Origin of the sequence: Pseudomonas sp. 382 (assembly GCF_002759075.1) — a bacterium.
GTDB classification, from domain to species: Bacteria; Pseudomonadota; Gammaproteobacteria; order Pseudomonadales; family Pseudomonadaceae; genus Aquipseudomonas; species Aquipseudomonas vlassakiae.
The window spans coordinates 22887-32136 of sequence record NZ_PEMX01000044.1 but is presented as its reverse complement, the minus strand read 5'-3'; the positions used below and the strand labels follow the sequence as shown (position 1 = coordinate 32136).

Below are 9250 nucleotides of genomic sequence, written 5' to 3'. Positions count from 1 at the left end.
CTACCGTACGGAAACCGTTGCTGCCATCCAAATAGGCAGTGATTGCTGTGAGCTTGAACTGCTCAGTGTACTTGGCCATGAATCCCCCAAGGGTTGGATTGGTGTCCAACTTCTTGGGGGCAGTCCATCCTGTGGGAGCGGCTTTAGCCGCGAAGAGGCCAGCACAGGCAGCACAAGACTTAGCTATCAAAACGCCTCGCTGCAGCAAACGTCTGCAGCTGTGGATAGAACGCTCTGAAATCCGCCAGCAACGGTTCATACAACCGCTCCAGCTCATCCATCACCCCGGCCATTCCTTGCGGCCGCGACAATCGTCGGGCAATGCCGTTGAACACCTGCTCCAGCGCGGCAAAATCGCCATACGCCCCCAGCCAGTCATCCGCTGCCATGAACGGCGCAATCCGCGCCAGCCGCCCCGGCAACTCGGGCTCGGCCAGCAACACCCGGTAGAAATCACCGGTGAACTGCACCAGCGGCTGCTCAGCGTAATCCCCCCAGTGCCGCGCCAGGCAATGGTCGAAAAACACATCCAGGACGATCCCGGCAAAGCGCCGCCGCTCCCGCGGAAAACGCGCCAGCGCTGCCAGCACCAAGGGGTGCTGGTCGGTGTAGCTGTCGATATGCCGATGCAGCCGGATGGCCGCCTCCAGCGCAGGCGGAAAGCGCCCCTCCAGCGAGCCTTTGACGAAGTCGCCATACAGGCTGCCAAGCAGTTGCTGCGGCGCCGGGCCGCCCAGGTGCAGGTGTGCAAGGTAGTTCATGGGCGCAGTCTAGCACTCCCGGCCCGTATATCGTTATAACGCGATATAGCGATTCGCGCCCAGCTCAGAACTTCTTCATATTTGTATATCGCGAAATAACGATGTTAGTTTCGCCATATCGCGATACACCGCTACAGCACGAGCCTCCCCCCATGCCACTCGATCTCGACGAAATCATAAAAGCACTGGCCCACCCGGTCAGGCGAGAAATCCTCAGCTGGCTGAAAGACCCGGCAACGCAATTTCCCGACCAGTACCACAGCACCGAGAACGGTGTCTGCGCCGGGCAGATCGACCAGCGCTGCGGGCTGTCGCAGTCGACCGTCTCTGCTCACCTGGCCACCTTGCAACGGGCCGGCCTGATCAGCAGCCAGAAGGTCGGCCAGTGGCACTTCTTCAAACGCAACGAAGCCACCATCGAGGCGTTCCTCGAACAACTGCGCCAAGCGCTTTGACAAGGCAGGTAACCGTTATGACCACGCTTTTCGATCCGATCCAACTGGGCGACGTACAACTGCCCAACCGCATCATCATGGCCCCGCTGACCCGCTGCCGCGCCGACGAAGGCCGCGTGCCCAATGCGCTGATGGCCGAATACTACGTGCAGCGCGCCAGTGCCGGCCTGATTCTCAGCGAAGCGACATCGGTCAGCGCGATGGGCGTCGGCTACCCCGACACGCCCGGCATCTGGAACGACCAGCAGGTGCGCGGCTGGCATAACGTCACCCAGGCCGTGCACGGCGCTGGCGGGCGCATTTTCCTGCAGCTGTGGCACGTTGGCCGTATCTCCCACCCCAGCTACCTCAATGGCGAACTGCCCGTAGCGCCCAGCGCGATCCAGCCCAAAGGCCACGTCAGCCTGGTGCGCCCGCTGAGCGAGTACCCGACCCCGCGCGCCCTGGAAACCGAAGAGATCGCCGACATCGTCGAGGCCTACCGCAGCGCTGCCGAGAATGCCAAGGCCGCCGGTTTCGACGGCGTGGAAATCCACGGCGCCAATGGCTACCTGCTGGACCAGTTCCTGCAGAGCAGCACCAACCAGCGTACCGACCAGTACGGCGGCTCGCTGGAAAACCGTGCGCGGCTGCTGCTGGAAGTGACCGATGCAGCTATCGACGTGTGGGGCCCAGGTCGCGTCGGCGTGCACTTGGCACCACGTGCCGATGCCCATGACATGGGCGATGCCGACCGCGCCGAGACCTTCACCTACGTGGCGCGCGAACTGGGTAAACGCGGCATTGCCTTTATCTGCTCGCGGGAGAAGGAAGCTGACGACAGCATCGGCCCGCTGATCAAGGCGGCATTCGGTGGCCCCTATATCGTCAACGAACGCTTCGACAAGGCCAGCGCCAACGCTGCCCTGGCGGCGGGCAAGGCAGATGCGGTGGCGTTCGGCGTGCCGTTCATAGCAAACCCAGACCTGCCGGCGCGGCTGGCGGCGGATGCTCCGCTGAACGAGGCACATCCGGAGACGTTCTATGGCAAAGGGCCGGTGGGCTACATCGACTATCCGCGCCTGTAACCGAGCTCGTCGGGGGCCGCAAAGCGGCCCCCGGCAGGTTCAAGGCCGGGAATTGATCTGCTGCTGCAGGTTCTGAATCTGACTTTGCAGGGTATTGAAGTTGCGCGTGGTCTGCCCGCGGAACGCATCGAACTCTTGCACCGTCGCGCCACTCGATGACGCCGTGCGGTTTTCCATCTGGGTCTTGAGCACCAGCACATCCTGCTCCAGGCTTTCCACTGCCGCTTTCTGGTTGCCCTGCTTTTTCAATGCGGCCACTTCATCGCTCAGGTTCTTCAGTTGGCCATCGAGCTTGCCGCCATCCACTTGCCCCGACTTCAGCGCCGCCAACTCAGCATTCACGGCCTTCAACTGGGCCTGCAGTTGCGTCTGCAACTCGGTCACCGCTTTCTGCTGCTCACGGGTATCGGCCAGCACCTGCTCCAGGCGCTTGCCCAGGTCACCCGCCTGCCCGGCCACACCTTGCTGCTGCTTGCCCTGCTCGGCCAGGCTGGCCTGCAACTGACGGATCTGCAGCTTCAATGCTTCGCTGCCGGTGGCAGTCGATGACTCGCTGGCATCGACCTTGCCGCTGATGGCCTGCAAACGCCCGGCAGCTTCTTCGCTGATCCGCGCGAAGCTTTCCTGGGTGGCCACCAGTTGCTGCTCCATCAGCGAGATCTGCTGAAAGCTCCACCAGCCCAGCCCTGCCAAAGCGATCAACGACGCGCCCAGCAATGCCCACAGTGGCCCATTGCTGGCGGGCCTGGCGGCCTTTTGGCGGCTGCGCGCGACGTGCGCGGGCAGCAACTCGTCGTCGTCGGGGGTACCCGCCCGCAAGGTAGGCACATCATCGAAATCGTCGTGGGGATCGTTACGCATAGGTGGCTTCAACCGCGGTGGTAGCAAAGAGACATGAGTATAAACCGCTCGTGCGGCGCACTGATGACCATCATCTGTCGATCGGGTTCACTGGCCCGGCGGTTGATGCTTCCACCAGGCACAGAATTCATCCAGCGCGGTCCACAGGCTGACCTTGGGCTGATAATCCAGATATTGACGGGCGCGGCTGATGTCCAGGGTGAAATCACGGCTCATGACCTGCATGCCCAGCCGCGACAAAGTTGGCTGCGGGCGCCCGGGCCACAGCATGCAGGCGGCTTCGTTCAGCGCCGCAAGGCTGTAGGCCAGGCCGTAAGGGCGGTAGCGGGTAACCTGCGGCAGCTGCATCTGGCGCATCACGTAGTTGACCACGTCCCACAGCGGCAGCGGCTGGCCATTGCTGATGTTGTAGGCCTGGCCCAGTGCACGGTCTTCGGCGAACAGCGCGCTGAGCAGCGCCTCGTTGAGGTTGTGCACGCTGGTGAAGTCGACCTTGTTCAGGCCGTTGCCGATGATCGCCACACGGCCCTTGCGCTGCATCTGCATCAAGCGCGGGAAGATACTTGCATCACCGGCACCGGTAACGAAGCGTGGCCGCAGCGCCAACACCTCCAGGCCGAACTCCTGGGCCCCGAAGACTTTCTGCTCGGCGATATGCTTGGTTTGCGCATAGTGGTCGTGAAAACGACGCGGCACCTGGTCTTCCCGGATACCCAGGCGCGAACGCCCATTGAAATAGATCGACGGCGACGACAGGTGCACCAGGCGCCGCACATGCTCCTTGAGGCAGCCCTCGACGACGTTTTCCGTGACCACCACATTGCCTTGATGGAAGTCCTGGTAGCGCCCCCAGCTGCCCACTGCCCCCGCGCAATGCACCACCGCCTCGACGCCTTGGCACAGGCGGCGGGCCAGTTCCGGGTCACCCAGGTCGCCAGGGATGAACTGTGCACCACGTTTGACCAGGTGCTCCACGCCTTCGGCGCGCCGGCCGCTGACCCGCACAGCCAGGCCTTGCTCCAGGGCAAAGCGCGCAAAACGCCCGCCAATGAAGCCGCTCGCGCCGGTGACCAGAATTTGCATGTATGACTCCGCCTTGATTTCAGATGCAACAGACGCCAGCCGCCGCTACAAGGGCACCAGCCAATGCCGTGCCGTGTGCCGCAGGTGTTCGGTCAGTTGCGCGAGCAGGTGCCCGCCGTTGCGCCAATGATGCCAGTACAACGGCACATCGATGGGGGTATCGCTGCAGATTTCCACCAGTTGGCCATTGGCCAATTGCTCACGAGCCTGCAATTCAGGCACCAGACCCCAGCCCAGACCGGCTTCGGTCATGCGCAGGAAACCTTCGGACGACGGGCATAAATGGTGCAGGAAGCCGTCCTCGATCCCCAGCGAAGCCAGGTAACGGTGCTGCAGGAAATCGTCTGGCCCGTAGACGATGGCCGGCGTGCGGGCCAGCCGTTGCGCCGCGAAACCCTGCGGGAAATTCCGCGCCATGAACCCTGGGCTGGCGAGCGCCCGATAGCGCATGGCGCCTAGGGGCAGGCTGCGTGCGCCAGCCACTGGCCGCTCGCTGCCGCACAGGCAGGCCGCCACTTCGCCCGCACGCATGCGCTTGAGGCCAACCTCCTGGTCTTCAACCACCAGGTCGGTCAACAGCTGATGCTCGGCGCAGAATGTGCCTACTGCACCGGCCCACCAGGTCGCCAGGCTGTCGGCGTTCAGGGCGATGCGCAGACGCTCGGGCATGCCTTCCTCGTCCAACGCTGGCACCTGGCGTTGCAAGTCACGTTCGAGCAGCCGTACCTGCTGCACATGGTTGAGCAGTTGCCGGCCGACTTCGGTCGGGCTCGGCGGTGCAGCACGCACCAGCACCGGTTGGCCGACCCGCGCTTCGAGCAGCTTGATGCGTTGCGAAATGGCCGACTGAGACAGCCCAAGCACCTGCGCGGCACGTTCGAAACCGCCTTGCTCGATCACCGCCGCGAGGGCAGCCAGCAGCTTGTAGTCGAACATCGATTTTCCTAATGATGGATCAGCGTTATTTGTTTTTCTTATACAGCCTCACTCGCCACAATATCCAGCATCTTGTTTGGAGTATTCGCCATGTGGCAAAGCTATCTCAACGGCATGCTGGTGGCCTTCGGCCTGATCATGGCCATCGGTGCACAAAACGCCTTCGTCCTCGCCCAGAGCCTGCGCCGCGAGCATCACTTGCCGGTGGCTGCGCTGTGCATCGTATGCGACGCGATCCTGGTGGCGGCCGGGGTGTTCGGCCTGGCCACGGTGCTGGCGCATAACCCGACGCTGCTGGCGATCGCCCGCTGGGGCGGCGCAGTGTTCCTCATCTGGTACGGCGCCAAGGCCCTGCGCAGCGCTTTCTCCAAGCAGAGCCTGCAGCATCAGGAAGGCCAGGGCATGCGCTCGCGCCGGGCGGTACTGCTGAGCGCACTGGCGGTTACCCTGCTCAACCCGCACGTGTACCTCGACACCGTGCTGCTGATCGGCTCGCTCGGTGCCCAGCAGACGGCCCCAGGTGCCTACGTGGCCGGGGCGGCCAGCGCATCGCTGCTGTGGTTCTCGACGTTGGCGATCGGCGCCGCTTGGCTGGCGCCATGGCTTGCCCGGCCAGCGACCTGGCGCATGCTCGACCTGATGGTGGCGGTGATGATGTTCGCTGTGGCTGCGCAGTTGGTGTTCAACTGACCTCGGACTTGGCACAACATTTTCAGCGCCTGTGAAATCGAGCGCCGCCCGCGCGGCGCTCGATCTCACAGGCAACACAAACATCAAGACAAGCACCCGGGCAAACACCGCCGGTCGGCAGCCGCCAACCGCTCTGGAACCTCTATTCCCTATCTTTGTTGCGTGGTTATGCGTCGGGCCCGGTGCTATGATCCAGGCCTTGCGTCGCAAAGAGTACAAACTCGCCGACGTACATCGGGCCGCCCGTGACCGGCCTTGCGCAAACCGCAAACAGACCTGAATCAGGAGATCCACCATGGCTTTTGAATTGCCGCCGCTGCCGTACGCCCACGATGCCCTGCAGCCGCACATCTCCAAGGAAACCCTGGAGTATCACCACGACAAGCACCACAACACCTATGTCGTGAACCTGAACAACCTGGTCCCAGGCACCGAATTCGAAGGCAAGACCCTGGAAGAGATCGTCAAGAGCTCTTCGGGCGGCATCTTCAACAACGCCGCTCAAGTCTGGAACCACACCTTCTACTGGAACTGCCTGGCACCTAACGCCGGGGGCCAGCCAACCGGCGCCCTGGCTGATGCCATCAACGCTGCTTTCGGTTCCTTCGACAAGTTCAAGGAAGAGTTCACCAAGACTTCGGTCGGCACCTTCGGTTCCGGCTGGGGCTGGCTGGTGAAGAAAGCTGACGGCACCCTGGCCCTGGCCAGCACCATCGGCGCCGGCTGCCCGCTGACCAGCGGCGACACCCCGCTGCTGACCTGCGATGTCTGGGAACACGCCTACTACATCGACTACCGCAACCTGCGTCCGAAGTACGTCGAGGCGTTCTGGAACCTGGTCAACTGGAAATTCGTTGCCGAGCAGTTCGAAGGCAAGACCTTCAAGGCCTGATTCAGTCAGCCCTGAACGAAGAAACCCGGCCATGTGCCGGGTTTTTTCATGCCTGTATCGGCCTCTTCGCGGGTAAACCCGCTCCCGCAGGGACAGCTTCAAGATCACAGGCGGCGCAGTACCTGTGGGAGCGGGTTTAGCCGCGAAGAGGCCGGCACGGTTTTGCTTGCTCAGCGCGTAGAGCACGCTAACATCAACCGTCTGGAAGTTTGATACCGCGCACTCAAGTTGCAGGGTCGGGCAACCGATACACTACCCAAGGTCGGCCGATAGTGTATTGCCAACGGTTAATGGCAAAATGATGTTATGCGCATGGATTAAGGAAAACCCCATTGAAGCTGGAATTGCGGAACAGCTTGTCGGTCAAGTTGCTCAGGGTCGTGCTCCTTTCGGCGCTGGCGGTCGGCGTCGTCCTCAGTTGCGCGCAGATCGTCTACGACACCTACAAGACCCGCCAGGCCGTCAATAACGACGCCCAACGCATTCTCGACATGTTCCGCGACCCCTCCACCCAGGCGGTATACAGCCTCGACCGTGAAATGGGCATGCAGGTGATGGAAGGCCTGTTCCAGGACGAGTCGGTGCGCATGGCTTCGATCGGCCACCCCAACGAAACCATGCTGGCGGAAAAGTCCCGTCCGCTGCAGGACATGCCGATGCGCTGGCTGACCGACCTGATCCTCGGCCAGGAACGCACCTACACCACCCAACTGGTCGGCCGTGGCCCGTACAGCGAGTACTACGGCGACCTGAGCATCACCCTCGACACGTCGTCCTATGGCGAAGACTTCCTGGTCAATGCGGTGATCATCTTCATTTCCGGCGTGCTGCGCGCCCTGGCCATGGGCCTGGTGCTCTATCTGGTGTATCACTGGCTGCTGACCAAGCCGCTGTCGAAGATCATCGAGCACCTTACCCAGATCAACCCTGACCGCCCCAGCCAGCACCAGATTCCGCTGCTCAAGGGCCACGAGAAGAATGAGCTGGGCCTGTGGGTCAATACCGCCAACCAGCTGCTGGCCTCGATCGAGCGCAACACCCACCTGCGCCACGAAGCCGAGAACAGCTTGCAGCGCATGGCGCAGTACGATTTCCTCACCGGCCTGCCGAACCGCCAGCAATTGCAGGAGCAACTCGACAAGATCCTCGCCGACGCCGGCCGCCTGCAACATCGCGTGGCCGTACTGTGCGTGGGCCTGGACGACTTCAAGGGCATCAACGAGCAGTTCAGCTACCAGGCCGGCGACCAGTTGCTGCTGGCCCTGGCCGATCGCCTGCGCGCTCACAGTGGCCGCCTGGGTTCTCTGGCGCGGCTGGGAGGCGACCAGTTTGCCCTGGTCCAGGCCAATATCCAGCAGCCCTACGAGGCGGCAGAGCTGGCCCAGATCATTCTCGACGACCTCGAACTGCCGTTCGCCCTGGACCAACAGCAAATCCGCCTGCGCGCCACCATCGGCATCACGCTGTTCCCGGAGGACGGTGACAGCACCGAGAAGCTGCTGCAAAAAGCCGAACAGACCATGACCCTGGCCAAAGCCCGCTCGCGCAACCGTTACCAGTTCTACATCGCCAGCGTCGACAGCGAAATGCGCCGCCGCCGCGAGCTGGAAAAAGACCTGCGCGAAGCCCTGCCGCGCAACCAGCTGTACCTGGTCTACCAACCGCAAATCAGTTACCGCGACCACCGCGTGGTCGGCGTCGAGGCCTTGTTGCGCTGGCAACACCCGGAGCTCGGCATGGTCCCGCCCGATCAGTTCATCCCCCTGGCCGAACAGAACGGCAGCATCATCAGAATTGGCGAGTGGGTACTCGACCAGGCCTGCCGGCAGTTGCGCGAATGGCATGACATGGGCTTCAGCGAATTACGCATGGCGGTCAACCTGTCCACCGTCCAGCTGCATCACAGCGAGCTGCCGCGGGTGGTCAACAACCTGCTGCAGGCTTACCGCCTGCCTCCGCGCAGCCTGGAGCTGGAGGTGACCGAGACCGGCCTGATGGAAGACATCAGCACCGCCGCCCAGCACCTGCTCAGCTTGCGCCGCTCGGGGGCGCTGATCGCCATCGACGATTTCGGCACCGGTTACTCGTCGCTCAGCTACCTGAAGTCGCTGCCGCTGGACAAGATCAAGATCGACAAGAGCTTCGTCCAGGACCTGCTCGACGATGACGATGATGCGACCATCGTTCGCGCCATCATCCAGCTGGGCAAGAGCCTGGGCATGCAGGTAATCGCCGAAGGTGTGGAAACCGCCGAGCAGGAAACCTACATCATCGCCCAAGGCTGCCATGAAGGTCAGGGCTATCACTACAGCAAGCCGTTGTCGGCCCGCGAACTGACCAACTTCCTCAAACAAGCCCAGCGCAATCAGGTCTCCGCGCTGTAAGGCTTGCCCCTCGATTCCGGCCCGTGATGCGCATTTGCATGAATTGCGCGCCAACCCCTTTACAGCAAATGCAAATCTTTCGCATGATGTTGTCGTTTCGCGTGCCACGGCGCACGGCCTA

9 protein-coding genes are annotated in these 9250 nt (G+C 62.5%); 5 read left to right on the top strand and 4 right to left on the bottom strand.

The genetic code is table 11. The annotated features are described in order from the left end of the window. Nucleotides 1-179: 179 nt before the first annotated feature. Nucleotides 180-761 (bottom strand): ACP phosphodiesterase, encoded by a 582-nt coding sequence (locus tag CQW31_RS28110; protein WP_054885081.1) that lies wholly within the window; start codon nucleotides 759-761, stop codon nucleotides 180-182. A gap of 152 nt (nucleotides 762-913) precedes the next feature. On the opposite strand from CQW31_RS28110, the gene CQW31_RS28105 reads away from it, so the two are divergent. Both CQW31_RS28105 and CQW31_RS28100 read left to right on the top strand, forming a co-directional pair. Next, the gene (locus CQW31_RS28105) at nucleotides 914-1216 is read left to right on the top strand and encodes a helix-turn-helix transcriptional regulator (protein WP_054885082.1); all 303 of its coding nucleotides are present in this window, start codon (nucleotides 914-916) and stop codon (nucleotides 1214-1216) included. A gap of 17 nt (nucleotides 1217-1233) precedes the next feature. After that, a complete protein-coding gene (locus CQW31_RS28100) occupies nucleotides 1234-2283 on the top strand; it encodes an alkene reductase (protein ID WP_054885083.1) in 1050 nt (349 codons plus the stop codon). A 39-nt stretch (nucleotides 2284-2322) separates the two neighbouring features. On the opposite strand, the gene CQW31_RS28095 is transcribed toward CQW31_RS28100, so the two are convergent. The 3 genes from CQW31_RS28095 to CQW31_RS28085 all read right to left on the bottom strand — a co-directional run bounded on the left by CQW31_RS28095 (nucleotide 2323) and on the right by CQW31_RS28085 (nucleotide 5163). Continuing rightward, nucleotides 2323-3144: a hypothetical protein gene (locus tag CQW31_RS28095; RefSeq protein WP_054885084.1), complete on the bottom strand. Its 822-nt coding sequence runs from the start codon at nucleotides 3142-3144 to the stop codon at nucleotides 2323-2325. An 87-nt stretch (nucleotides 3145-3231) separates the two neighbouring features. Next, nucleotides 3232-4227 (bottom strand): NAD(P)-dependent oxidoreductase, encoded by a 996-nt coding sequence (locus CQW31_RS28090; protein WP_054885085.1) that lies wholly within the window; start codon nucleotides 4225-4227, stop codon nucleotides 3232-3234. A gap of 45 nt (nucleotides 4228-4272) precedes the next feature. Further along, the gene (locus CQW31_RS28085; RefSeq protein ID WP_054885086.1) at nucleotides 4273-5163 is read right to left on the bottom strand and encodes a LysR family transcriptional regulator ArgP; all 891 of its coding nucleotides are present in this window, start codon (nucleotides 5161-5163) and stop codon (nucleotides 4273-4275) included. A gap of 90 nt (nucleotides 5164-5253) precedes the next feature. Here CQW31_RS28085 and CQW31_RS28080 point away from each other — a divergent pair, with 90 nt between their 5' ends. The 3 genes from CQW31_RS28080 (at nucleotide 5254) to CQW31_RS28070 (ending at nucleotide 9129) form a co-directional block, all read left to right on the top strand. After that, on the top strand, nucleotides 5254-5853 hold the full coding sequence (locus tag CQW31_RS28080; protein ID WP_054885087.1) for a LysE/ArgO family amino acid transporter: 600 nt from the start codon (nucleotides 5254-5256) through the stop codon (nucleotides 5851-5853). 295 nt (nucleotides 5854-6148) lie between these two features. Further along, complete coding sequence (locus tag CQW31_RS28075; protein WP_054887251.1) at nucleotides 6149-6745, top strand: superoxide dismutase; 597 nt, start codon at nucleotides 6149-6151, stop codon at nucleotides 6743-6745. A gap of 332 nt (nucleotides 6746-7077) precedes the next feature. Then, complete coding sequence (locus CQW31_RS28070; protein WP_099815949.1) at nucleotides 7078-9129, top strand: bifunctional diguanylate cyclase/phosphodiesterase; 2052 nt, start codon at nucleotides 7078-7080, stop codon at nucleotides 9127-9129. Nucleotides 9130-9250 lie beyond the last annotated feature (121 nt).

Coding starts and splice junctions, on each gene's coding strand:
- CQW31_RS28110 (WP_054885081.1), bottom strand. CDS start 761: ATGAACTACCTTGCACACCTGCACCTGGGCGGCCCGGCGCCGCAGCAA.
- CQW31_RS28105 (WP_054885082.1), top strand. CDS start 914: ATGCCACTCGATCTCGACGAAATCATAAAAGCACTGGCCCACCCGGTC.
- CQW31_RS28100 (WP_054885083.1), top strand. CDS start 1,234: ATGACCACGCTTTTCGATCCGATCCAACTGGGCGACGTACAACTGCCC.
- CQW31_RS28095 (WP_054885084.1), bottom strand. CDS start 3,144: ATGCGTAACGATCCCCACGACGATTTCGATGATGTGCCTACCTTGCGG.
- CQW31_RS28090 (WP_054885085.1), bottom strand. CDS start 4,227: ATGCAAATTCTGGTCACCGGCGCGAGCGGCTTCATTGGCGGGCGTTTT.
- CQW31_RS28085 (WP_054885086.1), bottom strand. CDS start 5,163: ATGTTCGACTACAAGCTGCTGGCTGCCCTCGCGGCGGTGATCGAGCAA.
- CQW31_RS28080 (WP_054885087.1), top strand. CDS start 5,254: ATGTGGCAAAGCTATCTCAACGGCATGCTGGTGGCCTTCGGCCTGATC.
- CQW31_RS28075 (WP_054887251.1), top strand. CDS start 6,149: ATGGCTTTTGAATTGCCGCCGCTGCCGTACGCCCACGATGCCCTGCAG.